This is a genomic window from Nocardia implantans (genome assembly GCF_035544775.1).
In the GTDB taxonomy this organism is placed as follows: domain Bacteria; phylum Actinomycetota; class Actinomycetes; order Mycobacteriales; family Mycobacteriaceae; genus Nocardia; species Nocardia implantans.
Map to the genome: position 1 here is coordinate 247,648 of NZ_JAYKYQ010000010.1, position 24,394 is coordinate 272,041.

At 69.7% G+C, this 24,394-nt stretch carries 21 protein-coding genes; 13 read left to right on the forward strand and 8 right to left on the reverse strand.

Annotated features, from left to right (window positions below):
• Window positions 1–5 precede the first annotated feature (5 nt).
• The 6 genes from U3653_RS24145 (at window position 6) to U3653_RS24170 (ending at window position 7,044) form a co-directional block, all read left to right on the forward strand.
• Window positions 6–2,150, forward strand: a complete 2,145-nt coding sequence (locus U3653_RS24145) for a putative type IV secretion/conjugal transfer ATPase (protein WP_195082300.1) — start codon at window positions 6–8, stop codon at window positions 2,148–2,150.
• Window positions 2,147–2,455 carry a transposase gene (locus U3653_RS24150; protein WP_067802237.1) on the forward strand — a complete coding sequence of 103 codons (309 nt, stop codon included), beginning with the start codon at window positions 2,147–2,149 and terminating at the stop codon, window positions 2,453–2,455. The genes U3653_RS24145 and U3653_RS24150 overlap by 4 nt, the downstream gene beginning before the upstream one ends.
• 37 nt (window positions 2,456–2,492) lie before the next feature.
• A complete protein-coding gene (locus U3653_RS24155) occupies window positions 2,493–4,157 on the forward strand; it encodes a peptidoglycan DD-metalloendopeptidase family protein (protein ID WP_195082301.1) in 1,665 nt (554 codons plus the stop codon).
• A 65-nt stretch (window positions 4,158–4,222) separates the two neighbouring features.
• Entirely contained in the window at window positions 4,223–4,786 is a 564-nt protein-coding gene (locus U3653_RS24160) for a hypothetical protein (RefSeq protein WP_195082302.1), read from the forward strand.
• 42 nt (window positions 4,787–4,828) lie between these two features.
• Window positions 4,829–6,664: a type IV secretory system conjugative DNA transfer family protein gene (locus U3653_RS24165; RefSeq protein ID WP_195082303.1), complete on the forward strand. Its 1,836-nt coding sequence runs from the start codon at window positions 4,829–4,831 to the stop codon at window positions 6,662–6,664.
• A complete protein-coding gene (locus tag U3653_RS24170; protein WP_323124419.1) occupies window positions 6,661–7,044 on the forward strand; it encodes a DUF4913 domain-containing protein in 384 nt (127 codons plus the stop codon). The genes U3653_RS24165 and U3653_RS24170 overlap by 4 nt, the downstream gene beginning before the upstream one ends.
• A gap of 91 nt (window positions 7,045–7,135) precedes the next feature.
• Here the strand turns inward: U3653_RS24170 and U3653_RS24175 are convergent, their stop codons facing one another.
• The gene (locus U3653_RS24175) at window positions 7,136–7,681 is read right to left on the reverse strand and encodes a hypothetical protein (protein ID WP_195082304.1); all 546 of its coding nucleotides are present in this window, start codon (window positions 7,679–7,681) and stop codon (window positions 7,136–7,138) included.
• Window positions 7,682–8,086: 405 nt separating this feature from the next.
• Window positions 8,087–8,965, reverse strand: coding sequence for a peptidylprolyl isomerase (locus tag U3653_RS24180; RefSeq protein ID WP_195082305.1), 879 nt, complete (start codon window positions 8,963–8,965; stop codon window positions 8,087–8,089).
• 139 nt (window positions 8,966–9,104) lie between these two features.
• Between U3653_RS24180 and hisS the strand changes: the two genes are divergently transcribed.
• The 3 genes from hisS (at window position 9,105) to U3653_RS24195 (ending at window position 12,301) form a co-directional block, all read left to right on the forward strand.
• Window positions 9,105–10,376 carry a histidine--tRNA ligase gene (gene hisS / locus U3653_RS24185; RefSeq protein WP_195082306.1) on the forward strand — a complete coding sequence of 424 codons (1,272 nt, stop codon included), beginning with the start codon at window positions 9,105–9,107 and terminating at the stop codon, window positions 10,374–10,376.
• Between the two features lie 146 nt (window positions 10,377–10,522).
• On the forward strand, window positions 10,523–11,170 hold the full coding sequence (locus U3653_RS24190; RefSeq protein WP_195082307.1) for a hypothetical protein: 648 nt from the start codon (window positions 10,523–10,525) through the stop codon (window positions 11,168–11,170).
• 126 nt (window positions 11,171–11,296) lie between these two features.
• Window positions 11,297–12,301, forward strand: coding sequence for a malate dehydrogenase (locus U3653_RS24195; RefSeq protein WP_195082308.1), 1,005 nt, complete (start codon window positions 11,297–11,299; stop codon window positions 12,299–12,301).
• A gap of 29 nt (window positions 12,302–12,330) precedes the next feature.
• Here U3653_RS24195 and U3653_RS24200 read toward each other — a convergent pair whose 3' ends face one another.
• The 4 genes from U3653_RS24200 to U3653_RS24215 form a co-directional block, all read right to left on the reverse strand.
• On the reverse strand, window positions 12,331–13,410 hold the full coding sequence (locus U3653_RS24200) for a 2-oxoacid:ferredoxin oxidoreductase subunit beta (RefSeq protein ID WP_195082309.1): 1,080 nt from the start codon (window positions 13,408–13,410) through the stop codon (window positions 12,331–12,333).
• Complete coding sequence (locus tag U3653_RS24205; protein WP_323124418.1) at window positions 13,407–15,407, reverse strand: 2-oxoacid:acceptor oxidoreductase subunit alpha; 2,001 nt, start codon at window positions 15,405–15,407, stop codon at window positions 13,407–13,409. The genes U3653_RS24200 and U3653_RS24205 overlap by 4 nt, the downstream gene beginning before the upstream one ends.
• A 111-nt stretch (window positions 15,408–15,518) precedes the next feature.
• Entirely contained in the window at window positions 15,519–16,535 is a 1,017-nt protein-coding gene (locus U3653_RS24210; RefSeq protein WP_195082310.1) for an Rv2578c family radical SAM protein, read from the reverse strand.
• A gap of 31 nt (window positions 16,536–16,566) precedes the next feature.
• Window positions 16,567–17,571, reverse strand: coding sequence for an NAD-dependent epimerase/dehydratase family protein (locus U3653_RS24215; protein WP_195082311.1), 1,005 nt, complete (start codon window positions 17,569–17,571; stop codon window positions 16,567–16,569).
• 208 nt (window positions 17,572–17,779) lie between these two features.
• Here U3653_RS24215 and U3653_RS24220 point away from each other — a divergent pair, with 208 nt between their 5' ends.
• Both U3653_RS24220 and U3653_RS24225 read left to right on the forward strand, forming a co-directional pair.
• Window positions 17,780–18,109, forward strand: a complete 330-nt coding sequence (locus U3653_RS24220; RefSeq protein WP_195082312.1) for a type VII secretion target — start codon at window positions 17,780–17,782, stop codon at window positions 18,107–18,109.
• Window positions 18,106–19,722, forward strand: a complete 1,617-nt coding sequence (locus tag U3653_RS24225) for a hypothetical protein (RefSeq protein WP_195082313.1) — start codon at window positions 18,106–18,108, stop codon at window positions 19,720–19,722. Before U3653_RS24220 ends, U3653_RS24225 begins: the two co-directional genes overlap by 4 nt.
• Before the next feature lie 76 nt (window positions 19,723–19,798).
• Here U3653_RS24225 and U3653_RS24230 read toward each other — a convergent pair whose 3' ends face one another.
• Both U3653_RS24230 and ypfJ read right to left on the reverse strand, forming a co-directional pair.
• Window positions 19,799–20,335: a hypothetical protein gene (locus tag U3653_RS24230; protein WP_195082314.1), complete on the reverse strand. Its 537-nt coding sequence runs from the start codon at window positions 20,333–20,335 to the stop codon at window positions 19,799–19,801.
• A gap of 117 nt (window positions 20,336–20,452) precedes the next feature.
• Complete coding sequence (ypfJ, locus tag U3653_RS24235; RefSeq protein ID WP_195082315.1) at window positions 20,453–21,376, reverse strand: KPN_02809 family neutral zinc metallopeptidase; 924 nt, start codon at window positions 21,374–21,376, stop codon at window positions 20,453–20,455.
• Window positions 21,377–21,567: 191 nt separating this feature from the next.
• On the opposite strand from ypfJ, the gene aspS reads away from it, so the two are divergent.
• Both aspS and U3653_RS24245 read left to right on the forward strand, forming a co-directional pair.
• Complete coding sequence (gene aspS / locus U3653_RS24240; RefSeq protein WP_195082316.1) at window positions 21,568–23,361, forward strand: aspartate--tRNA ligase; 1,794 nt, start codon at window positions 21,568–21,570, stop codon at window positions 23,359–23,361.
• A gap of 63 nt (window positions 23,362–23,424) precedes the next feature.
• Window positions 23,425–24,393, forward strand: coding sequence for a DUF389 domain-containing protein (locus U3653_RS24245; protein ID WP_195082317.1), 969 nt, complete (start codon window positions 23,425–23,427; stop codon window positions 24,391–24,393).
• The last annotated feature ends 1 nt before the right edge of the window (window position 24,394 follow it).

The following is a 24,394-nucleotide window of genomic DNA, read 5'->3' on the forward strand; positions in this document are numbered from 1 at the left end:
GATTCATGGCACGGGACTACGAGCCACCCGTACGAGAACGGGACGAGGACGCACGCCGCAGGCGACTCGAGCAATCCGGACGGGACGAGTGGGGACAGCGGCCGGAGCGGCGGCGCCCCACACGGGACTCGGCGCGGGTGAACGGCGAGGACCGGTTCGGCGTCGACACGGCCGACCGGCGCGCGGGCGAACGGCGCGCGCGACCGGGCGCGGGCCGCAGCGACGGCGCGCGCGCCGAACGCGGCCACGCCGAACGTTCTCGCGCCGAGCGGACCTCGCGCACGTCCCGTGACGCGGCCGCCGAGCGCGGCGCCGCGCGTCCGGATCGCAACGGCGCGAGGAACGGCCGCATGGCACGGCCTGCGAAGGTCGACTACACCGCCGACCGCGCCATGGGCAGCCCGTACACGGACAAGGCGGCCCGCCGCGCGAAGGCGAAAGCCGATCGGCGCAAGCAGTCCGGGCCGCCGCTGCTCGACGACGCCACCCGTGCCAAGCTGGAGATGATCGCCCGCGAGGGCAACGGCCTGCGGGCGGCGTGGGCGCAGTTCCGGGTCCGCACCGACGACATCCGCCGCCGCAATTACGCGGCCCGCGCGGAGCAGACGATCGAGGACGGATTCGACCGCAGCACGGCGCAACTCACCGACCGCGGCTACGCGGGCCCTGGCGGCGGCCGGATGAACGTGGTCGGCCGCCCGGTCGAGTACCGCGCCACCACGGCCCAGGTCGCCGGTCTGTGGCCGTGGTCGGTCGGCGCGGGCGCGCCGCTGATCGGCACGCCGCTCGGGTCGCATCTGCACACCGGCGCTCCGGTCTGCTTCGACCCGATGAACTGGTTCATGCGCGGCAGTTTCATCACCGCGCCCAGCCTGTTCGTGCTCGGCCTCAACGGTTTCGGCAAATCCTCGCTGGTCCGCCGGATCGTGCTCGGCGGCATCGCGCAGGGGATCACGCCGTTGATCCTCGCCGACGTCAAGCCGGACTACCGGAAGATGGTCGAGCTCGTCGGCGGCCAGGTGATCGATCTGGGTTACGGGCACGGCAAGCTCAACCCGCTCGCCGCCGGCGTGCTCGGCGCGGTCGTCCCGCGGCTGGAGGAGTTCCCCGCGCTGCAACTGCAGGTGTTGCAGGACCTGCGGGCCAGGCAGGTGACGTTGATCGCCGGCCTCGTCGAGCTTGTTCGCGGCGACCGGGTCCGCGACTACGAGGAGACGCTGATCTCCACCGCGCTGCGCATCCTGTACCGGCCGGGCAGCGGGTACACGCCGGACCAGCCGCCGATCATGGAGAACCTGCTCGAGGTGATCGTCGGCGGCGGCGAGGAATTGATGCTGGACGCGGGCGCCGACGACGTCGCGGAGTATCAGGAGGCGATCAAGGGTCTGCGCCGCTCGCTGCGCGCGCTCACCCAGGGACCGTTCGGCGCGGTCTTCAACGGGCAGACCACCGTGCCGATCGACACCAGCGCGGTCGCGGTGTGCATGGACGTCTCGCACATCCCGACCGGCGACAAGAAGCTCAAGGCCGCGGTCATGCTCGCCTGCTGGGCCGACGGGTTCGCCTCGGTGGAGGCCGCGCACGTGCTCGCCGACGCGAAACTCGGTCCGCAGCGCTATTTCCAGGTGGTGATGGACGAGCTGTGGCAGGTGCTCGGCCTCGGTGACTTCATGGTCGACCGCGTCGACGAGCTCACCCGATTGCAGCGCGGCATCGCCACCGCGCTGATCATGATCAGCCACACCATCAAGGACCTGCAGGCGCTCGGATCGGAAGCCGCCATCGCGAAGGCGCTCGGTTTCCTCGAGCGGGCGCGCGCCAAGATCTTCGGCGCGCTCCCGGCCGAGGAGATCAAACGGCTCGACAGCACGGTTCCGTTCACATCGGCCGAGGAGGAGATGGTGACCGGATGGTCCGCGCCGCAAGCGCTGACCGGTGAGGCGCTCAAACCGGGACAGCAGCGGCCGTCCCCGCCGGGTACCGGCAAGTTCCTGCTGAAGATCGGCGAGGATCGCCGTCCGGGCATCCCGTTCCACATGGAATTCACGCTGTCGGAGAAGGAAAGCGGGATCCACGACACCAACCAGCGGTTCAGCGAGTTCACCGAATCGATCTCGCGGGGGACGGACTCACCGGGGAGCGCAGCATGATGCCCCACCGGTCCTACCGACGCGTGTCGCCGGAGGTGCGCCAAGCGGCGGTCGAGCAGGTCATCGCGCTGACCGGCAAACTGCGCAGCGAGTCGGAGGCCTGCCGGGTGGTCGCCGAACAGATCGGTGTGCACACGAACTCGGTGCGCAATTGGGTGCGCGCGGCCGAAGGCCCCAGCCTGGAGCGGATGGACGCGACCGCGCTGCGGCGCAAAGTCGCACTGCTGCAACAGCAACTGGCGGCCGCCGCCGAGATGAACCGCACGCTGGCCGACACGCTCAACGAGACTCGGCGCCGCACGTGAACCCCGCACGCGCGCGGCAGGATGCCGGAGTGCGGCGGTGAGCGGCAAAACGGCGTTGTGGACGGCGCTCGGCGCGGTGCTCGGCCTGATGACCATCGTGCTGGTCATCGTCATGCCCGCCGTGGACGACGCCTGCGAGGGCGGCTCCGTGCTCGGCTCGCAGTCGGCGCTTCCGCCCCTGGGCGGTTACCCGCCGGGCGATCGGCGCGCCGCCGCGACCACCGGTCCCGGCGCGAGCCGGACCAATCCGGCCGCGACCGCCACGCCATCGCTCGCCGCGGGAGCGGGCCCGCTGCGCCGCACGCTGCCGATGGCCACCGGAACCTTCACCGTGTCGGACACCTTCGGCTCGCGGGGTGGCGCGCACAAGGGCGTCGACCTGGCCGCGCCGGACGGCACGCCCATCTTCTCGGTCTCCGACGGCCGTGTCGTGGCCGCCGGTCCGGCGTCCGGATTCGGCAACTGGATCGTGGTCGACTCGGTGGACACCAACGGCAGGTCGTACTCGGCGGTGTACGGCCACATGTGGGACTCCGGCGTCCTGGTCCGGGCGGGCGACACGGTGACCGCTGGGCAGCACATCGGCGCGGTCGGGTCGGCGGGTGAGTCCAGCGGCCCGCACCTGCATTTCGAGATCGTCCCCGGCGGCCGGTTCACCGGCGGACGGCAGATCGACCCGCTGCCATGGCTGGACGGTGCGCCGACCCCGGATGTCGGCGGTGCGCGCGCCTTTTCCAGCGATCCCCGCTGCAGCCTCGGCTTCGGCACGGCCGGTGGCGCGCTCGCCCCGGGCAAGGTGCCGCAGGAGCTGGAGATCTGGTATCGCCGCGCTGGTTCCCTCTGCCCGCAGATCACGCCCTCGCTGCTGGCCGCGCAGGGCAGGCAGGAGTCCGGTTTCCGCCGCGGCGCGACGTCGCCGGCCGGTGCGCAGGGCTTGGCCCAGTTCCTGCCCACCACCGCCGTGAGCATCAACCCCGACGACGGTCAGCCCTATGTGATCGACGCCGACGGCAACGGCGTCGCCAGCGTGTGGGACGACGGGGACGCGATCATCGGTCAAGGGCGCTACATGTGCGCGATCGCGCACCAGATCCAGCGGTGGCAGGCCGAGGGCAGGGTGCAGGGCGATGTCGTCGCGCTGACGCTGGCGGCGTACAACGCGGGCGAGGGCGCGGTGCTGGCCTCCGGCGGTATGCCGAACCAGCTCGCCGCTCACTACGCCGAGACGCAGCCGTACGTGCGCAACATCCTGACGATGGAAGCGCAGTACCGGGCGCCGGGTTCACTCGGCCGGTTCACCCCCGGGCAGGGTTCGCCCGGCGACCAGATCGTCCAAGCGGCGCACGAGTGGCTCGGCACGCCCTACGTCTGGGGCGGCGGCGGGCCGCAAGGACCGAGCGGCGGGGGACTGGACGGGCCGGGTCTGACCGCGGCGGCCGTGTTCGCGGCGTCTTCCGGCACGGTGACGTTGCCGCGCACGGCCGAACAGCAGTGGGAGGCGGGCGCGGAAGTGCCGATCAGCAAGGCGCAGCCGGGGGATCTGGTGTTCAGCTCCTTCGGTCCGCGCGGACCCGCACAGGTCGGCGTCTACGCGGGCAACGGGCGGATGATCCAGTCGGTGCCCGGCGCGGACGTCCGCTCTGGCGGTGGCGTTTCGGAAGTCGCGGTGCCGGGAGACGGACGGGCGAGGAGGGTGCTGTGAGCGTTGACGGGCGCGAACACACGGTGGCGGTACTGCCGCGACGCCCCGGTGTGCGGCTAGCCTGGATGGATAGAGCGAATGCACGCGCGAAACTGGTGGTGATGCTGGTGGTGAGCGTCGCGGTGCTGGGCGCGGCCTGTGGCCGGACCGACCGCGCGGACTCGGGATCCGATGCGGCGCACCCCGCTACGTCCACACCCCGATTGCTGGAGGGCGTGCCCGCACCCGACCCGGTCACGCCGGACGGTGTCGCGGTGGCGGCATTGCGGGAGATCTACAGCTGGCAGCCCGCCACCGAGGCCCAGGGCGAGTCCCTGGGCCGGGCGCGGAAGTTTCTCGGCCCCAGCCTGATTCGTATGCTTGATGCCACGCCCACCGCTGCCGAGACGCCGAAGTCGACGCTGCAATGGGCGGATTGGGCGAGGGAAGGGGCGCACGTGGAGGCGTTCACGTTCGCGTCCGGGGAGAAGGCGCCGGCCCTGAGCGATCCGAACATCCAGCAGTTCAAGATCGGGATCGAGCAGACCGTCGTCTATCCGAACGGACGCAAGGAGCCGCTGCCGCCCGCGACGGTGATCGCCACCGTTGTGCGCACACCCGACGGCTGGCGGCTCGACGCATTCCGCTGACCACCCGCTTTCCGTACCGGACGGCCTACCCAGGAGGGACACATGGCGAAGAAGAAAAAGGTGACGGATCCGGCCATCCCCGGACCCGACGTCAGCCTGCTACTGACCTACGCCGGCTTCGCGATCTTCGGAACCCTCTGGCTGGCACTGCATCTGGGCAACATGCTGGAGGGCAGCCCGCAGAAGGTCCCCTTCAACCCGATCGCCATCCTGGCGGATCTGGCCCGGGGCAGGCTGCGCTGGCCCGCCGCGGCCACGGCGATCGTGCTGCTGGTGATCCTGAGCGTCGTCGCGTATCTGGTGATCCGCAAGGAATTGGAGAAGCGCAGGTCCAAGGGCAGGCTGCCGGTCGACGACAAGGCCGACGTGATGGGCAACGGCGGCGCGATCTCGATGCTCACCGAGGCGGGCGTCCGGGAGAAGGCCCAGCAGCTCGGGGTGAAGCTCGGCTACAACGACGCTCCGGGCGTGCCGATCGGCGTCGGTGTGGCCGACGGGGTGATGCTCTACGGCTCGTACGAGGATCTGCACCTGGACATCTGGGGTCCGCGCCAGGGCAAGTCGACGTCGCGGGTGATCCCGGCGATCCTCACCGCGATCGGTCCGGTGCTGGCGACCTCGAACAAGCGCGACGTGGTGGACGCGACCCGGGATGTGCGCGAGGGGAAGGGAAGTCCCACTTTCGTCTTCGATCCGCAGGGCGTCGCCGGTGAGGAGCCGACCTGGTTCTGGGATCCGCTGTCCTGGGTGGACGCCAAGCGCGAGGGCTGTGAGATGCGCGCGGCGCGGCTGGCGGGGCACTTCGCCGACGGTGACGACGGCCGCGACACCAAGACCGACGCGTTCTTCGATCCCGAGGCCGAGGACCTGCTGGCCGGGTTGTTCCTCGCCGCCGCCGTCGGCGACCGCAACGGCAGCAGGCCGATCGTGCAGGTGTGGGAGTGGGTGACCAACCCGCAGGACACCGAACCGATCGAGCTGCTGCGCGCCGCCCGCCATCACTACACGGCCTCGGGCCTGTCCTCGCAGTACAACACCGATCCGCGCACGCGCAGCGGCATCTTCGGCACGGCGAAGAAGATGATCCGGTGCCTGAAACTGTCGAACGTGCATCCGTGGATCTCCCGGGGCGGCGACCGCCAGGAATTCGACGAGCTGGAGTTCCTGGAGAAGAACGGAACGCTCTACAGTTTGTCGCTCGAGGGCCGCGGTTCGGCCGCGCCGCTGGTGAGCGCGCTCACCGAGGCGGTGGTGGACGTGGCGATGCGCAAGGCGTCGCAGTCGGCCGGTGGCCGCCTGGCGATCCCGCTGCTGGCGGTGCTGGACGAGGCGGCCAACGTGGTGCGCTGGAAGGATCTGCCCAAGCAGTACAGCCACTTCGGCTCGCGGGGCATCGTCGTGATGACCGTGCTGCAGTCCTGGGCGCAGGGCGTCCGTTGCTGGGGCGAGAGCGGCATGAACGCGTTGTGGTCGGCGGCGAACATCAAAGTGCTCGGCAGCGGCGTGGACGACACGAAGTTCCTGCAGGAACGTTCGGACGTGCTCGGCGAGTACGACGCGATCTCGCAGTCGGTCTCCGAATCCAAGGGCGGCAAGAGCTACTCGCGCTCGCTGAGCTCGTCCAAGACCTTCTCGGTCAACGGACTGGCGACGCTGCCGCGCGGACGGGCCATCCTGTTCCCCTCCGGTGCGCCACCGGTGCTCATCCGCACCGTGCCGTGGTGGGAGGGTGAGTACGCTGCGGACGTGAAACAGTCCATCTCGCACCATGATCCGCAGCACAAGACGCGAATCGCGGACGTCATCGGTTCGCCGTCGCTGAGCAAGTCGACGCCACCGCCGGAGTACGGCCAAGTCGAGGAGGTCCGGCCGCTGTGAACGAACAGCAGCAGAACATGCACTACGCGAACGTGGTGGATTTCGTCGAGAACTATCTCAGCGTGATCTACCGTCGGCAGGTCACCGATCTCAGTGACACCGTGTGGTGCCCGGAGTGGTGGCAACACGCGGAGGCCATCGCCCGGCTGGACGCGCTGTGGCGCGCCTGGGAGCACTACCGCCAGGACGGAGCGACCGGACTGAGCGTCTGGTTCCTGGATCACGCCGATCCGCATATGGCGAAGTTGTTCGATCCCAAGGGGCCGTTCAAGTACTGCAGTGTGCGCAACGGACACAAGGACATGCTCAGTCCGCTGCCGACGAAAGCGCCGCAGAACGGCATGTTCAGCGACCCCACGATAGGTAACTTTCCTGCGTGACGACGAGGCGTCAGGGCACTTCCCGTCGAAAGGGTTCGCCGACAGCCGAGTGCCCGCTGGATGATCCAGCGGGCACTCGTTCGTCTTCCGGCTATCGACTTCGTTCCAGGCCGCGGGACTCCTGTTCCCGTCCCGCCCTGGTGACCGTAGGGGCCTCACCGGGCCGGGTGCGCACGGCTTCGCCGGGCGGCTGTGCCTGTCCTACTTCGATCAGCATCCGTACCGCGGCAAGCTCCGGCGCGACACCCATTTTGGCCAGATGGGCCGCGATCGCCATGCGACGTTCCTGGGAGTCGTACCGCATAGCCGGGTTGCCCGCGGCGGTGGCCGCCATTCGGGAAGCCTCCGCCTGCGCGGAGAACCGGTCCTTTTCCAGCGACACACCCTTTTGCGGGATGGGCTTCTCGATGAGCCGGGCCAGCTCGGTGTTGCGCGGATCCTTGGCCTTCGCGTCGCGGGCCTCCCGCAGCTGCAGTTCCTTGGCCTCTTTGAGCCGGGCTTCGGTGAGCTTGACGCGCGCTTCGGCTTCCTTCTGACCACGCTCGCGGGTCCGCAAGGCGACCAGCGTCGCAAGCTGCAACATTGTCCTCATCATGGCCGCGGTTTCCCGGCCGATGTCGTCCAGTTCCTCGGACATGGCTGCTCCCCGATGCTGCAGTGATCACTATGGATGATTGTGGTGCTTCGTTACGGACGCCGCCACGCGAACTGTAGTCCCGTGCAGCGGGTCCCGCCTGCAAACGTGGACACCCGAAGACTTGTGGCGTGGCGCTTCCTGCCCGGGGATAGCCCGGCCGAGGCCGCACTACGCTGCAAGAACTTCTTGTTTCGAGGTTACCTGACAAAGGTCGGCACAAACGAACGAGTGCGCTGCTTCATCGGCATATATCGCACATTTCCGGCGTGTCTTCGGGCGAGCCGGACGATCTTCGAGCTGAGGGCATCCTAACCGAAGAATGGCTCGACTTTCTCACGTGGACCTGGGGCTGGACACGACTCGGGCCCGCTGCCGGAGAACGGCGGCGGGCCCGAGGGCGCACACTCAGCGGTCGATACGCACCGACTGGATCGTGACCGGCTGCTTGGGCTTGCCGTCGCCGGGGCCGTTGGAGTCGTCCTGGCCCAGCGCGGCGATCTTGTCGAGCGTGCCGAGGCTGTTGTCGTCCACGGTGCCGAAGATGGTGTACTGCGGCGGAAGCTGGGAGTCGGCGTACACGATGAAGAACTGGCTGCCGTTGGTGCCCGGTCCCGCGTTGGCCATGGCCAGCACGCCGCGTTTGTAGGCGATCGGCTCCGAGGTCGCCGCAGGATCGTTCGGAGCGTACTGATCGGTCGGGTATTCGTTGTCGAACTCGTAACCGGGTCCGCCCATTCCGGTACCCGTCGGATCGCCGCACTGCAAGACCTTCAGGCCCTCGCCCGCGGTCATACGGTGACAGCTGGTGCCGTCGAAGTAGTTCTGCGACGCCAGGCTGACGAAGCTGTTCACCGTGCACGGCGAATCGGCGTTGTCCAGGGTCAGCCCGATCGGCCCCTGGCTGGTCTCCACGCTGACGCTGATCTTGGCATCGACGCCGGTGGTGGGGATGCCGTCGGCCTTCGGCTTGCCGACCGGCTTGTCGGCGGGCTTGGCGCTGTCGCGATAGGTGCAGTCGACCGTCGCGGGCTTGGCCTTCGCGGACGGCGGCGCGGCCGCGGCGGGAGTGCTGGACAGCGAGGCGTCGGCGGCGTCGGAGCTGCTGCTGTCGTCGCCGCGGGTCAAGAAGTACACCCCCGTCACGGCGGCGACCACCACGACGACACCGAGTACCGATCCGGCGATGGTGAGTTGCTTGCGCTTGCGCGCCCGCTCGGCCCGGTTGGCGAGCTGACGTTCCAGCTTGCGTTTCGCCGCTGCTCGTCGCTGTTCGTTGGTCGGCACTACCACGTTCCTCCCGTATCCGGTTACATCGGGATAAGAGTGTGCCATTTCTCCCTGAGACTGTTCCGCAACCTCCTCGAGAGGCGGTTCGGACAACCGGTTGGACTTGCGGGGCCGTAGTGGTGGAAACTGGAGCATCGTGACCAAGACCAGCAGCTTCTCCGCCCCGAAGGGGGTACCGGACTACGTGCCACCCGGCTCGGCCGAGTTCGTCGCGGTACGCGACGGCCTGCTCCGCGCCGCACGACTGGCCGGGTACGGGCATATCGAGCTGCCGGTCTTCGAGGACACCGGCCTGTTCGCCCGCGGTGTCGGCGAGTCCACCGACGTGGTCACCAAGGAGATGTACACCTTCCCCGACCGCGGCGACCGTAGCGTCACGCTGCGGCCCGAAGGCACCGCCGGCGTGATGCGCGCGGTGATCGAACACGGTCTCGATCGCGGCCAGCTCCCGGTGAAATTGTGTTACTCCGGTCCGTTCTTCCGTTACGAGCGGCCGCAAGCGGGCCGGTACCGGCAGTTGCAGCAGGTGGGCATCGAGGCGATCGGCGTCGACGATCCGGCGCTGGACGCGGAGGTCATCGCCATCGCCGATGCCGGGTTCCGTGGGCTCGGCCTGGACGGCTTCCGGCTCGAGGTCACCTCGCTCGGTGACGAGACCTGCCGCCCGCAGTACCGCGAACTGCTGCAGGATTTCCTGTTCGGGCTGCCGCTGGACGAGGAGACGAAGCGGCGCGCCCAGCTCAACCCGCTGCGCGTGCTGGACGACAAGCGGCCGCAGGTGCGGGAGATGACCGCGAACGCGCCGCTGATGATCGATCACCTGTCGGAGTCGGCCAAGGCGCACTTCGAGCAGGTGCTCGGCCACCTGGAAGCGCTCGGTGTGCCGTACGTGGTGAACCCCCGCATGGTGCGCGGCCTCGACTACTACACCAAGACCACCTTCGAGTTCGTGCACGACGGTCTCGGCGCGCAGTCCGGCATCGGCGGCGGTGGCCGCTACGACGGTCTCATGGCCGAACTCGGCGGGCAGCCGCTGTCGGGTATCGGGTTCGGCCTCGGCGTGGACCGGACCATGCTGGCGCTGACGGCCGAGGGCAAGTCGGCGGGCAACCCGGCGCGCTGCGAGGTGTTCGGCGTGCCGCTGGGCGACGCCGCCAAGCAGCGGCTGGTGGTGGTGGCCGCCCAGTTGCGCGCGGCGGGCGTCCGGGTCGATCTGGCCTACGGCGGACGCGGTGTGAAGGGCGCGATGAAGGCGGCCGACCGCTCCGGGGCGAAGTTCACCCTCGTGCTCGGCGATCGCGATCTCGCGGAGAACACCATCGGGCTCAAGGACATGGCGACCGGTGACCAGCGGCAGATTCCGCTGCCGGAGGTGGTCGGCGTGATTCGGGAGTCGCTGGCCGGGTAGCGCGGTGGCGGGTACGCGTCGGGTTTCGCGGCGCGACCGCCGACCGCACGGTACTGTGCGTCGAACCCGTGGCCGGCCGGGCGACGGGAGCGGTAGCGTGACCGGCGCGCGCACCACCGCCGCCGGAGTCGCGAGAGGGCGGAGCAGTGTCCACGAATTCTGATGACCAGCAGGCGATCGCGCCGGTGGGCCTCGATCTGGTCGCGCCCGAGTTGTACGCGCCGATGCTGCGCCGCCTCGCGCTGGCCGCGTCGGGCATCGGGCTCGGCGCGGCATTGCTGGCCGCGACCGTGGTGAGCTGGCCGATCGCGGCCGCCGTCGGCATCGTCGTCGGCGCGCCGACCGTCCTGTACGCCGTCGCGCTGCGCCGGCGGCGAATGTGGTTGACGGGCACGGTGATTCACGCGCGCAGGCTGTTCGGCGAGCGGCGGGTGGAGATGTCGGCGGCCACCGGGGTCGAAGTCCTGGTGTTCCCGGCCCGGTTGAGCCGGATCGCCCTGCGGGTCACCGCGGGGGAGGTGTCGCAGGTCGTTCCGCTGGCCATGTACACCGACGCGGGCAGCGGCCGCGAAATGCATCTGCTCGGTTTGCGCAGGCTCGCGGACGCGCTCGCCGCCAGTCAATTGGCCGCGGCGGTAGCGGTTTCGGAGATGCTGGTGCAGCAATTGCGGGCCGAGGCACGAGATGCCGGGCTGGAGGAGCGGCCGCTGTATCGCGCCGTGCGGCTGGCGCGCGCCAAGGACGCGGTGTCGCCGATCGTGCTCACCGACAGCGAGGTCGCCACGCTCGGCTGACCTTGCCGCGGTTGTCCTCGGGGACCGCGCGCGCGGCACTGTCGCGTAGCTCACCGTGGGCGTTCGGTCGCGGTGAGAGTGGTTAGGGTGGGCAGCAGAAGTCCGCCGATCGCAAGGAGTTCGTTCGTGAGCACCGCCGCTGGGACCGTGACCGTCACCGTGACCGGAGCCGCGGGCCAGATCGCCTACGGCATGCTCTTCCGGATCGCCTCCGGCGCGATGCTCGGCCCCGACACGCGCGTGCGTCTACGGCTGCTGGAAGTTCCCGCCGCGGTGGCGTCGCTGGAGGGCGTGGCGATGGAACTGGAAGACGGCGCGTTCGGGCTGCTGGATTCCGTCGACATCAGCGACGATCCGTGGATCGGTTTCGCGGGCGCCGACATCGCCCTGCTGGTCGGCGCACGGCCGCGCACCGCCGGGATGGAACGTGCGGACCTGCTCGCCGCCAACGGCGCGATCTTCACCGAGCAGGGCGCCGCGATCAACGCCAGCGCCGCCGACGACGTGAAGGTGCTCGTGATCGGCAATCCGGCCAACACCAACGCCTTCATCGCCATGAGCAACGCGCCGGACGTGCCCGCCGAGCGTTTCACCGCCATGACCCGTCTGGATCACAATCGCGCCATCGCGCAACTGGCCAAGCGGACCGGTGCGCCCGCCGCCGCCATCGCGCGGGTCGCGATCTGGGGCAATCACTCGGCGACGCAGTACCCCGACATCGCGCACGCCACCATCGCGGGACGTCCCGCCCTCGACCTCGTCGGCGATCCGGCGTGGCTGACCGAGGAGTTCGTGCCCACCGTGCAGCAGCGCGGCACCGCCATCATCCAGGCCCGCGGCGCGTCCTCGGCGGCGAGTGCGGCCAGCGCCGCGATCGATCACATCCACGACTGGGTGCACGGCACCCGCGACGGCGACTGGGTGTCCATGGCCGTGCCATCGGACGGCTCCTACGGTGTGCCCGAAGGGCTGATCAGCTCGTTCCCGGTCACCTGCGCGAACGGCGAGTACACCATCGTGCCCGGGCTGACGATCGATGAGCAGGCCCGCGCCCGGATCGACGCCTCGGTCGCCGAGCTGGAGCAGGAGCGCGACGCCGTCATCGACCTCGGTTTCGCCAAGCGAGCTTGACCGGCCCCGCGGAGCAGGCGCGGGGCCCGCTATTCGACCGTCCAGGTCTCGGAGCCGGTGAGCAGCGACTGCAGCGATTCCGGACCGACCGGTTTCCGTTCCCGCGCCGTCTCGGTCTGGTAGCGCACCGCGTCGTCGTAGGTCGGCCGGCTGACGCTGCGGAAGATGCCCGTGACGACATGCTCGAGCCCTTGATCGGACAACCGCGACAGCGCGTAGGCGTACTCCGGGTCGTCGGCGTAGGCGTCGTGCACCACGATGTCGGACTCCGCGACGCTGTCGGCGCGTGCCACCGCGAGCCCGAAACCACGGCGCGCAACCGCGAATTCCCCCTCGGCCCCGAAGCGGATCGGCTCGCCGTGCCGCAGCGGGATGAGATGGTCCGCGGCGTTGTCGCGGCGCAGCACGTCGAACGAGCCGTCGTTGAAGATCGGGCAGTCCTGCAGGATCTCCACGAACGACGTGCCGCGGTGCTCGGCGGCGGCGCGCAGCACTTCGGTCAGTCCCGCACGATCGGAGTCCAGGGCGCGGGCGGCGAAGGTGGCTTCCGCTCCCAGCGCCACCGACAGGGTGTTGAACGGGTGGTCCACCGAGCCCATCGGGGTGGACTTGGTGATCTTGCCCTGCTCCGAGGTGGGCGAGTACTGGCCCTTGGTCAAGCCGTAGATGCGGTTGTTGAACAGCAGGATGGTCATGTTCACGTTGCGGCGCAGCGCGTGGATGAGGTGGTTGCCGCCGATGGACAGCGCGTCGCCGTCACCGGTCACCACCCACACCGACAGGTCCGGCCTGCTGACCGCCAAGCCGGTCGCGATCGCGGGCGCGCGACCGTGGATGGAGTGGATCCCGTAGGCCTCCAAGTAGTACGGGAAGCGGCTCGAGCAGCCGATCCCGGACACGAACATCAGGTTCTCGCGGCGCAATCCGAGTTCGGCGAGGAAGCCCCGCACCGTCGCCAGGATCACGTAGTCGCCACAGCCGGGGCACCAGCGTACTTCCTGGTCGGAGGTGAAGTCCTTCACCTTCTGCGGTCCGTCCGCCGACGGCACCCCGGAGACTCCGGTCAGTCCCAGGTCGGTGCCGACCAGTGCGGTTTCCACGATGGTCATGCGTTACCCCCAGCCATCCGGTACGTGGCTGCCTCGCCTGCGCTCGGCCCGGCACAGGGCTGTGGACGGACTTCGTCCGGCAGCGTTCGGTATGTGGCCCTCGCCTTCGCGGCGAACACCTTGTTCTGTTCCAGCTCCTCGATCGACCCGTCCAGCGCCGCGTCGATGACCCCGACCAGTTCCTGGGCGGAGAACGCCGTGCCCGCGATCTTCGTCCACGGCCGCACGTCGACCAGGTACTTCGCTCGCAGCAGCATGGCCAGCTGGCCGCCGTTCATCTCCGGCGCGACCACGACGCGATAGCGGCGCAGCACGTCACCGAGATTGGCGGGCAGAGGATTCAGATGCCGCAGATGCGCCTGGGCGACCGGCACACCGCGCCGCCGCGCGCGCCGGCACGCCTCGCCGATCGGACCGTAGGAACTGCCCCAGCCGATCAGCAGCAGCTCGGCCGTGCCGTCCGGATCGTCCACCACGAGATCGGGCACCTCGATGCCGTCGATCTTGGCTCGGCGCAGGCGGACCATGAGTTCGTGGTTGGCCGGGTCGTAGGAGATGTTGCCGCTGCCGTCCGCCTTCTCCAGACCGCCGATGCGGTGGGCGCGGCCCTTCGTGCCGGGGACGGCGAGCGGGCGGGCGAGCGTGTCGGGGTCGCGTGCGTACGGCTGGAACGGATCGCTGTCGTCGCCTTCCGGTTCGAACGCCGGGTCGATGGGTTCCAGCTCCGCCACGCGCGGGATGGACCACGGTTCGGACCCGTTCGCGATCGCACCGTCGGACAGCAGCAGCACCGGAGTGCGGTAGGTGAGGGCGATGCGCGCGGCTTCGACCGCGGTGGCGAAGCAGTCGGCGGGGGAGCGGGGCGCGAGCACCACCACCGGTGACTCGCCGTTGCGACCGTAGAGCGCCTGCAACAGGTCGGCCTGCTCGGTCTTGGTCGGCAGTCCGGTCGACGGACCGCCGCGCTGCACATCGATCACCACCAACGGCAGCTCCGTCATCACCGCGAGGCCGATGGTCTCGCTCTTGAGCGCGAGCCCGGGGCCGGATGTGCTGGTGACGCCGAGCGAACCGCCGAGCGCCGCGCCCAGCGCCGCGCCGATGCCCGCGATCTCGTCCTCGGCCTGGAAGGTCGTGACGCCGAAATTCTTGTGCTTGCTCAGCTCGTGCAGGATGTCGGAGGCCGGCGTGATGGGGTAGGTGCCGAGGAAGACCGGCAGCCCGGCGAGCTGACCGGCGGTGATCAGGCCGTACGCGAGCGCGGTGTTGCCGGTGATCTGCCGATAGGTGCCCGGCGGGAGCTTGGCGGGAGCGATCTCGTAGGTGGTGGCGAAGCTCTCGGTGGTCTCGCCGTAGTTCCAGCCCGCGCGGAAGGCCAGGATGTTGGCTTCGGCGATGTCGGGCTTGGTCGCGAACTTCTCCCGCATGAACTGCTCGGTGCCGCCGATCGGGCGCCCGTACATCCAGGACAGCAGACCGAGGGCGAACATGTTCTTCGCGCGCTGGGCGTCCTTCTTGCCGACTCCGGTGGACTCGGTCGCGCCCAGGGTGAGCGAGGTCATCGGGACCCGGTGGACCACGAAGTCCGACAGCGTCTCGTCGGCCAGCGGATCGGCGGCGTAACCCACCTTGGCGAGCGCCCGCTTGGTGAACTCGTCGGTGTTGACGATGACGGTGGCGCCGCGCGGGAGGTCCTCCAGGTTCGCCCTGAGCGCGGCGGGGTTCATCGCGACCAGCACGTCGGGCTGGTCACCCGCGGTGAGGATGTCGTAGTCGGCGATCTGGATCTGGAACGACGAGACGCCGGGCAGCGTGCCCTGGGGCGCGCGGATCTCGGCGGGGAAGTTGGGCTGGGTGGCCAGGTCGTTGCCGAAGGCGGCGGCCTCGTGGGTGAAGCGATCGCCGGTCAGCTGCATTCCGTCGCCGGAGTCCCCGGCGAACCGAATGACAACCTTTTCCAATTTAGCTGTGCCGACATCGTTTTGGTGTGAAACCATATGCCTGCTTCACTTCCTCGTCGCTGAGAGGTGCCATCGCCAAACTACTCCGTCGAACGCGGTGCGCGCCCGTGAAGCGCGCGGACCGGCGAGATTCGGCGGTTGCCCGCGTCAGGCGAACAATGCCAGCTGCGCGTCGCTCGTGGGTGCGGTTTCGGTTCGTGTCTCCGGTTCGGGTCGCCCGCGCGCCGTCAAACCGTGTTTCGCCAGCAGCGGAGTGACCCGGGAGCGCAGCCAGGCGGAGTACTCCGGGGTGACGTAGGCGCCGTGCCGGTACAGCTGGCGGTAGCGGCGCAGCAGCGCCGGATGGTGCTCGGCCAGCCAGGACAGGAACCAGCCCCTGGTGCTGCCGCGCAGGTGCATGGGGAACGCGACCGCCGATTCCGCCCCCGCCTCGGCGATCGCGCCGAAGATCGCGTCCAAGTGGGCGCGGCCGTCGGTGAGGCAGGGAATGACCGGTGCGACCAGGACGTTCACCGCGAACCCCGCGTCGGTGAGCGCGCGCACCAACTCCAGCCGGGCCCGGGGCGACGGCGTGCCCGGCTCCAGGCTCCGGTGCAGATCCTCGTCGAGGATCGCGATCGACACCGCCAGGCTCACCCGCACCTGCCCCGCCGCGGCGGTGAGCAAAGGCAGATCCCGGCGCAGCAAGGTGCCTTTGGTGAGGATGGAGAAGGGGGTGCCGGATTCGGTCAGCGCGCGAATGATGCCCGGCATCAACCGATATCGCCCCTCGGCGCGCTGATAGGGATCGGTGTTGGTGCCCAGCGCCACCGGCTCGCGGCGCCATGACCGCCTGCCGAGCTCCTTGCGCAGCACCGCGGCGACATTGGTCTTCACCACGATCTGCGAGTCGAAGTCCCGGCCCGCGTCCAGGTCCAGGTATTCGTGCGTGCCGCGCGCGAAACAGTAGCGGCAGGCGTGCGAACAGCCCCGCATCGGATTGACGGTCCACTGGAACGGCACGTTCGCGCCTTCGGGCACCCGGTTCAGCGCGCTCTTGCACAGCACCTCGTGGAACGTGATGCCCTCGAACTCCGGTGTCCGCACGGTGCGCACCAGACCGGCCCGGGACAACCCGGGCAAGGCGCCGTCCTCGGCGTCCAGGGTCTGGCTTTGCCACCGCACCCCCTCAGTCGAACATGTGTTCTAGCGACTGTCAAGCGATCTGCTTGGCGCCGGGCGGGGTGAGCGCCGCCGGGTCGGCGAAGAAGGTGACCAGGTCGCGCACCGTGTCGTCGAGCGGGCGCGGCCGGTAGCCGAGCTCGCGTTCGGCCTTGCCGTGGTCGACGACCGGGGCGGAGATCAGCGCGCCGAGCGCCGCCTTGGAGACGATGTCGGAGTTGAACAGCTTGCCGATCGGCGCGAGCACCGGGATGACGCCGGACACGAGCTTGGGGGAGATGGCGAACCTCGGGCCGCGCTTGCCGCCGTGGGTCGCGGCGACGCGGCACAGCTCGAGCATCGAGATCATCGAGCCGCCGAGCAGGTAGTTCTCGCCCGTGCGGCCGTGCTCGCAGGCCAGTGCCAGGCCCTCGGCGACATCGCGCACGTCCACCAGGTCGAATCCGCCGCCGATCATGGCGGGCACGCGCCCGAGCGCCGCGTCCCTGAGCGTCCGGTTGATGCGGGACAGCGGCTTGCCGTAGTCCAGCGGGCCGAAGACGCCGGTGGGATTGCACAGCACGGCGTCGAGTCCCTGGTCGATCACCTTGCGCAGCGCCACCTCGCCCGCCCATTTCGAGCGGTCGTAGACGGGAAGCGCCGGGTCGGTCGAGCGCGGCGCGTTCTCGTCGATCCGGCCGCCGCAGCTGTACTGGTCGAACGCGTGGATCGAGCTGGCGTGCACCATCCTGCGCGCGCCGACCGCCAGCGCCGCTTCGGCGACAACGCGCACCCCCTCGGTGTTCACCCGCCAGGCGAGATCGTTCTTCTCGGCCAGGGTGATCACCGCGACCAGGTGGTAGACCACCTCGGCGCCGTCCAGCGCGGCGCGCATCGACGCCGGGTCGAGCACGTCGCCGCGCACCCAGGTGACGCCGGGCGCCGCCGGCTCGGCGGGAACGGCCCGATCGACGGCCGTGACCTGGTGACCGCGCTCGGTGAGGAGGCGGAGCAGATTCGTGCCAAGGTAGCCGGCTGCGCCGGTCACTGCGACCTTCATGGGACTGAGAATATAGAACTTGTTCTAATTTGCAACACGTTCCAGTTCGGTCCGGTTCGCCCGGTCCTGCGGCGCGTTCGGGCTCGAAACATGCCGGTCCGGTCCGCTATATTGAGCGCATCCGTAGCGGCCCTTGCCGATTCGGCAGGGTAGGCGGATTCGAAAACTGCATGACGCGGATCTGTACGACGATTTGGGGGGCAACTCGATGAGTGATCTCTCGGTAGAGACCGAAGCGGTCCGGGCGTTCGCCGCCACGAACGCCGGTATCGCCGGTGATCTCGCGGGGGCGGGCAATTTCGACGCGGTGAAGAACGTTTCGGCGCTCGTGCCGGTCTTCGGCTTGATCGGGGCGGACTACCTGGCGATGTTCGCCGCGGCGCAAGTGCTGCAGGCCAAGGACATCAACGATCTGTCCGCCAGGTACGCCAAGCTGTCCGACTCGGCGTTCAGCGCCGCCGCCGCGTACGACGCCGTGGACTGGTCCAACGCCGGTGCGCTCGGGTCCATCGCGGGCCAGATCGGGGGCGCGGTATGAGACCACTGGACAGCGGCCTCATCGCGCCGCAGGACGAGGCGGTCGCGCACGCGGCCGAGCAGAACGTCGCCATCGGCCAGCAGGCCGTGCTCGACGCGCTGCAGCAGACACCGGCCCAGGCGGTGCTCGACCTGCCGCTGCCGCAGTTGCCCGAAGACCTTCCCCCCATCGAGCCGCCCGCGTTCGTGCTGTCGCGCAAGATCTCCGAGGATCAGCAGTCGGCCACCGTGCCCGCCGGTCTGCCCGGACTGAACGGCGCGCCGAGCGCCGAGGACGCGCACGGCGTCGCGCATCAGGCCTCGGCGCTGCTCGGGGACACGAACACCGCGTTCGACCAGGTCGCGGCACCCGCGATCGAGACGGCGCTCGATCAGGCGAACGGCGTGCTGAACGGCGCGCTCGCCGCCGCGCCGAGCGCGATCGCCAGCACGGTGAATCAGGCGGCGGCCGCGGCCGGCTCGCTGCCCGCTTTGCCCGCCGATCCGGTGGCCGCCCTGCTGCAGGGCGTCGCGGTGCCCGCGCTGCCCGGCGTCGACATGTTGATGAAGCCGATCCTGGACCTGCTGAGCAGTTTCGGCACCGGCGTCATCGGCGCGTTCGACCCGACCGCGATCCTCAGCCAGTCCTCCAAGGTCATCGAGATGGCCATGCAGGTGGGCAAGGGCAGCATGAGCACGGTCGAGCAGTTGTGGCAGAGCCAGGCCGCGCGCAACGCCCAGGCGGCGAGTCAGCAGGCGAATGTGCAGGGGCAGGAGACCAGCCAGCGGGGCATCGACATCTCCGAACTCACGCAGCGGGCCGCCGCGGTGGTGCAGCAGGGCAACGCGCAATTGCTCGGCATCGCGTCGTCGTTCGCCACCCAGGCCACCGCGCTCGCGCCGGTGATCCTCACCCCGCCCGCCCAGGCGACGCTGATGGCGTCGGCCACCGAACACCTCGGTCAGGCCGTCGGCGTGGTCAACGCCACCCGCGGTGACCTGGCGGGTAAGACCGCCGAGCTCAGCGGGATGGTGCAGCAGCTGGTCGCGCCGGGAGGCGGGCCCGCGCCGCAGGAAGTCGCCCAGGCTCTGGCCGAGAACGTCGGCCAACCGATCCTGGAGCAGGCGCAGTCCACCGCTTCGGACACCGCGACCAAGGTGGCGGGCCTGGACTCCGCCACGCCGGGGACCACGTCGCCCACGACCACGCCGTCGTCGGTGCACAGCACCCCGCACAGTCCGAGCACCAGCCACGGCACGCCCAGCAGTCTGCTGGGCAGCAGCCCCAGCCGTCCCGGCAGCCCGAGCACGCCGTCGGTTCCCAAAGCCAGCGGCCTGCCCGGCACCACTGTCCCGCCGATCCGGCCGGTCTCCGGTGTACCGGGCATGTCGCTCGGTACCGGCACACCGGCCGGTACGACCCCCGCCGGATCGAGCAGCTTCATGGGCGGCCCGGCCGGCGCGGCGGGGCAGCGCGCCAACGACGAGGAACACTCGCGCACGGTGCAGCCCTACTCGAGCCCCACCGGCAACGACGACCTCACCGGCCCCCTGGGCGAGTCGACGCCGGATGTCATCGGTGCCACGCACTCGGACGAGATCATCAGCTCCGACTACGAGCAGGACCAGTTCTGACGCGACGCCGAGCGGGCCGGGCGCCGTACCCGGCCCGAACGGATCACCGCCGCCGGGCCGGGTGACGACGAGAGTCTCAGTTGTCCTGCACGAACGAGTCGATCAATTTCCGGTAGAGGTCGGCGAAGCGTTTGCGTGCGGCCTGCTGCTCCGCGCCGAGCCCCTCGGTGGTGTCCGGCGAGTACACCACCAGGTGCACGTCGTCCGACGGCGACTGCGGCATGAGGTCGATGATCCGGCTGCTCTGGTCCGTGGCCTTCGGCACGCCCAGGTCCGCCGTGGCCAGCGCCTTGGTCTCGGCCAGCGCCGCGCTGAGCACGTCGGAGGGGATATGCCCGTCGATCCGCTTCGGCGGAGTCTCGGGACGACGCTCGGCGGCCACCGCGTCGGGGCTGCTCACCGCCCTGCCGTCGGCGAAGATCTCCAGCTGCGGGCGCAGATCCGTCCGCGTCTGCCAACCGTCGGGAATGGTGGTCAGCGTGAACAGCGCCAGCGGCGCGGCGATCGGCGGTAGCGCGCTGGGGCGATCCAGTGCCGGGTCGGCCGTCGCGGCGCCCGAGCCCACCGCGACGATCAGCGTCACAACCAGCAGAACGGCTTTCGTTACTCGCATCGATCCCATCTTCCGGTGCTGTCCGTGTCCACCTGCGGCACAGGCGAACTGCCGTAGATCATGACAGCGCGCCGACCCTCGGCGGGAGTCGGCGCGCTGTATCGCTCGGATCCGCTGCTATCGCAGACCGGACGGGTTGTTCAGGTCCGGCGCCGAATACGTGTCACAGGCGCGGACCTGACCGGTCTTGTAGCCGGTGAGGAACCACTTCTGCCGCTGATCGGACGAACCGTGGGTCCACGCTTCGGGATTCACCCGGCCCTGCGCGGCGCGCTGGATGCGGTCGTCGCCGACCGCGGCGGCCGCCGACAGCGCGTCGTTGACGTCCTTGTCGGACAGCGGTTTCAGGAACGGCTGGTCGCTGCCCGGCGCGGGTTGCTTGTCCGCGAAGTGCGCCCAGATGCCCGCGTAGCAGTCGGCCTGCAATTCGGTGCGCACCGCGTCGGAGTTCGCGCCCCTGGGATCGCGCTGCGCGCGGCCGATGTCACCGAGCAGGTTCTGGATGTGATGGCCGATCTCGTGCGCCACGACGTATTCCTGCGCCAGCGGGCCGCCACTGGAACCGAAGCGATCCACCAGTTCCTGGAAGAAGCTGGTGTCGAAGTAGGCGGTCCGGTCGGCCGGGCAGTAGAACGGTCCCACCTCGCTGGTGGCGTTGCCGCATCCGGTCGAGGTGGCTCCGGAGAAGAGCACGACCTTCGGCTGCGAATAGCGTTTGCCCGCTTGCTTCGGCAGCTCGGCCGACCACACGGCGTCCAGGCTCTGCGCGGTGAGTGCCACCCGGCAGTCGACGTATCTGTTGGCGTCCGCGCCGGTCTTGCAGTGGCTCGGCGTGCCTGCCGTGCCCGGCTGCGTCTGGCTCTGGTCCTGCGCGCCGGTGAAGCTGCCGAGGATGGATCCGGGGTCGCCACCCAGCAGCAGCGCCAGCACCAGCACGATGAGCCCGCCCGCGCCGCCGCCCAGCGCGAGCTTGCCGCCCATGCCGGGACCGCCGGACGAAACCCGGTCGGGGTCGATCTGCATGCCCTCGTTGAAGGTCATCGTCGTCGCTTTCTCGCTCGTCCCCCGGGGTCACCCAACCCGCGGCGGTCCGGGCCCCCGGTTCACACTCCCTCGGATACAGCTTGGCACGGGCGCGTCGATATCGGTTTCCACTCACCGAATGTGTCTCACTACGATGGACTCGCACCTGGTCACACCGCGCCGGTGCCAGAGTCGTCGAAAGGAACCCCGTGCTGCGCACCCACTTGGCTGGTTCGCTGCGAAGCGAGCATGCCGGTCAGACCGTCACTCTCACCGGCTGGGTGGCCCGGCGGCGTGACCACGGTGGGGTGATCTTCATCGATCTGCGTGACGCGTCCGGCGTGGCCCAGGCGGTGTTCCGCGAGGGCGAACCCGCCGCGCAGGCCCACCGGCTGCGCGCGGAGTACTGCGTGCGCGTCACCGGCACCGTCGAACCGCGGCCCAGCGGCAACGAGAACCCGGAACTGCCCACCGGCGCCATCGAAGTGAACGTCACCGAACTCGAGGTGCTGAACGAGAGCGCCCCGCTGCCCTTCCAGCTGGACGAGCAGCCCGGCGAGGAAGCGCGCCTGAAGCACCGCTACCTGGATCTGCGCCGCGAAGGCCCCGCGCATGCCATCCGGCTGCGGTCCAAGGTCAACGCGGCCGCCCGCGAGGTGCTCGCCCGCCACGAATTCGTCGAGGTGGAGACCCCGACGCTGACCAGGTCCACCCCCGAGGGCGCGCGCGACTTCGTGGTGCCGGCGCGCCTGCAGCCGGGTAGCTTCTACGCCCTTCCGCAGAGCCCGCAGCTGTTCAAGCAGCTGCTCATGGTCGGCGGCATCGAGCGCTACTTCCAGATCGCGCGCTGCTACCGCGACGAGGACTTCCGTGCCGACCGGCAGCCCGAGTTCACCCAGCTCGACATCGAGATGAGCTTCGTGCGCCAGGAGGACGTGATCCTGCTGGCCGAGGAGATCCTGGTCGCGTTGTGGAAGCTGATCGGCTACGAGATCCCGACCCCGATCCCGCACATGACCTACGCCGAGGCCATGCGCCGTTTCGGCAGCGACAAGCCCGACTTGCGCTTCGGTGTGGAGATCACCGAGTGCACCGATTACTTCAAGGACACCCCGTTCCGGGTGTTCCAGGCGCCCTACGTGGGCGCGGTGGTGATGCCGGGCGGCGCGGGCCAGCCACGGCGGCAGCTCGACGCGTGGCAGGAATGGGCCAAGCAGCGCGGCGCCAAGGGCTTGGCGTACGTGCTGGTGAACGAGGACGGCACTCTGGGCGGCCCGGTCGCGAAGAACCTCAGCGAGGCCGAGCGCGACGGCTTGGCCAAGCACGTCGGCGCGGTGCCGGGTGACTGCGTGTTCTTCGCGGCGGGCGCCGCGAAGGCGCAGCGCGCGCTGCTCGGCGCGGCGCGGGTCGAGATCGCCCGCAAGGTCGGTCTCATCGACGAGGACGCCTGGTCGTTCGTGTGGATCGTGGACGCGCCGCTGTTCGAGCCGACCGTCGAGGCGACCGCGAGCGGTGACGTGGCGGTCGGCCACTCCGCCTGGACCGCCGTGCATCACGCGTTCACCTCGCCGAAGCCGGAGTCGCTGGACACATTCGACACCGATCCGGGCTCGGCGCTGGCCTACGCCTACGACATCGTCTGCAACGGCAACGAGATCGGCGGCGGCTCGATTCGTATCCACCGTCGTGACGTGCAGGAACGTGTCTTCGACGTGATGGGCATCACGCCGGAGGAAGCCCAGGAGCAGTTCGGCTTCCTGCTCGACGCCTTCGCCTTCGGCGCGCCGCCGCACGGCGGCATCGCCTTCGGCTGGGACCGGGTCACCGCACTGCTGGCGGGCGAGGACTCGATCCGTGAGGTCATCGCGTTCCCGAAGACCGGCGGTGGCGTCGATCCGCTGACCGACGCGCCCGCGCCGATCAGCGAGCTGCAGCGCAAAGAGGCGGGTCTGGACGTCAAGCCGGAGCAGAAGAAGGGCGAGCACGCCGAGGCCGCGTCGTAGCGGAGCGCTCACCCGGACGGTACCTTCTGGTCAGCTCCGTCTGCCCGACCGCGAGGAAACCCGTTGCTGCACTTGCGCCTGATCAGCCCGCCCGAACTCACCGACGAGGTGCTCGCGGTGCTCGCCGCCGATCCGGGGGTCACGCATGTGACCCTGGCCCGCGGCATCGCGCTGGAGCCGAAGGGCGATCTGGTGCAAGCGGACGTGGCTCGTGAGGCTGCCAACGACGTGCTCGAGGACCTGACCGCTCTCGGCGTCTGCCGATCCGGCGGGATGACGCTCACGCCGGTCGAGACGGTCCTGTCGGAGGCGGGCGAGCGCGCGGTGCACGAGGCGCCCGGTGATCCGAGCGACGCGGTGGTGTGGGAGGAACTGGTCGCACAGACGCACGAGGAGTCGAGGCTCAACGCGACGTTTCTGGCGTTCTTGACCATCGCGTGCCTGCTCGCGGCCGTAGGTGTCGCGACCGATTCGCCGGTGACGATCGTCGGCGCGATGGTGGTGGGGCCGGAGTTCGGCCCGCTGGCGGCGTTCGCGGTGGCGCTGGCGCGCAAAGACTTCGGGCTCGCCCGTCGCTCGGCCATCGCGCTCGCCGTCGGGTTTCCGGTGGCGATGATGGTGACCTTGCTCGCGACGCTGGTGTGGGAGCAGGTCGGCTGGATCACCATGGACGGGGTGAGCAGCGTCGAGCAGGTCGACTTCATCTATCAGGTGGGGCCGTTCTCCCTGGTCGTCGCGCTGCTCGCGGGCGCGGCGGGCATGCTGTCGCTGGTGACCGCGAAATCGGCCGCGCTGGTCGGGGTGTTCATCTCGGTGACCACCGTGCCCGCGGCCGGCTTCGCCGTGGTCGCGGCGACCCTGGGGGAGTGGCGGGTGGCGTTCCTGTCCGCGGGGCAGTTGGCGGTGAACATGGCAGGCATCATCGTGGCCGGGATCATCGTGCTCCAGCTCCGGCCGCGCGCGGGCAGCGAGGCCGGTCCTGTGGAACGGTTCAAGCGCTGGATCGGCATGCGCTCACTGATCGAGAAGTGAC

Coding starts and splice junctions, on each gene's coding strand:
- U3653_RS24145 (WP_195082300.1), top strand. CDS start 6: ATGGCACGGGACTACGAGCCACCCGTACGAGAACGGGACGAGGACGCA.
- U3653_RS24150 (WP_067802237.1), top strand. CDS start 2,147: ATGATGCCCCACCGGTCCTACCGACGCGTGTCGCCGGAGGTGCGCCAA.
- U3653_RS24160 (WP_195082302.1), top strand. CDS start 4,223: ATGGATAGAGCGAATGCACGCGCGAAACTGGTGGTGATGCTGGTGGTG.
- U3653_RS24165 (WP_195082303.1), top strand. CDS start 4,829: ATGGCGAAGAAGAAAAAGGTGACGGATCCGGCCATCCCCGGACCCGAC.
- U3653_RS24175 (WP_195082304.1), bottom strand. CDS start 7,681: ATGTCCGAGGAACTGGACGACATCGGCCGGGAAACCGCGGCCATGATG.
- U3653_RS24200 (WP_195082309.1), bottom strand. CDS start 13,410: ATGACCATCGTGGAAACCGCACTGGTCGGCACCGACCTGGGACTGACC.
- U3653_RS24205 (WP_323124418.1), bottom strand. CDS start 15,407: ATGGTTTCACACCAAAACGATGTCGGCACAGCTAAATTGGAAAAGGTT.
- U3653_RS24215 (WP_195082311.1), bottom strand. CDS start 17,571: ATGAAGGTCGCAGTGACCGGCGCAGCCGGCTACCTTGGCACGAATCTG.
- U3653_RS24220 (WP_195082312.1), top strand. CDS start 17,780: ATGAGTGATCTCTCGGTAGAGACCGAAGCGGTCCGGGCGTTCGCCGCC.
- U3653_RS24225 (WP_195082313.1), top strand. CDS start 18,106: ATGAGACCACTGGACAGCGGCCTCATCGCGCCGCAGGACGAGGCGGTC.
- U3653_RS24230 (WP_195082314.1), bottom strand. CDS start 20,335: ATGCGAGTAACGAAAGCCGTTCTGCTGGTTGTGACGCTGATCGTCGCG.
- ypfJ (WP_195082315.1), bottom strand. CDS start 21,376: ATGACCTTCAACGAGGGCATGCAGATCGACCCCGACCGGGTTTCGTCC.